The organism is Streptomyces sp. BE20, assembly GCF_036322525.1.
Lineage (GTDB): Bacteria > Actinomycetota > Actinomycetes > Streptomycetales > Streptomycetaceae > Kitasatospora.
Map to the genome: position 1 here is coordinate 1 of NZ_JAQYWW010000775.1, position 477 is coordinate 477.

At 73.8% G+C, this 477-nt stretch carries 1 pseudogene; it reads left to right on the forward strand.

The features are described 5' to 3' along the window. Nucleotides 1–118 precede the first annotated feature (118 nt). Nucleotides 119–477 (forward strand): annotated as a pseudogene (locus PUR61_RS16570) (electron transfer flavoprotein subunit alpha/FixB family protein); the annotation flags it as partial.

Below are 477 nucleotides of genomic sequence, written 5' to 3' on the forward strand. Positions count from 1 at the left end.
CCAGTCGGTGTTCGCCGCGTCGTTCCAGGTGAAGTCCAGGGTGTCGCAGGGCGCCCCGGTCATCACCGTCAAGCCGAACGCCGTAGCGCCGGAGGCCGCCGCGGCCGCGGGCACCCTCGAGCACGTCAGCGTCGCGGTCACCGGCACCGCCGCCGCGATCGCTGCGAAGGCGGCCGAGTACGGCGCGGCGAAGGTCTACGTGGCCGACGGCGCCGAGTTCACCGACCAGCTGGTCGTCCCGTAGGTGGCCGCGCTGACCCAGATCGCGAAGGCGAGCGAGGCCGCCGCGGTGCTGGTCACCTCCTCCGGCGAGGGCAAGGAGGTCGCCGCCCGCGTTGCCCTGCGCCTCGGCTCCGGCCTCATCACCGACGCCGTCGACCTGGAGGCCGGCGCCGACGGTCCGGTCGCCACCCAGTCGGTGTTCGCCGCGTCGTTCCAGGTGAAGTCCAGGGTGTCGCAGGGCGCCCCGGTCATCAC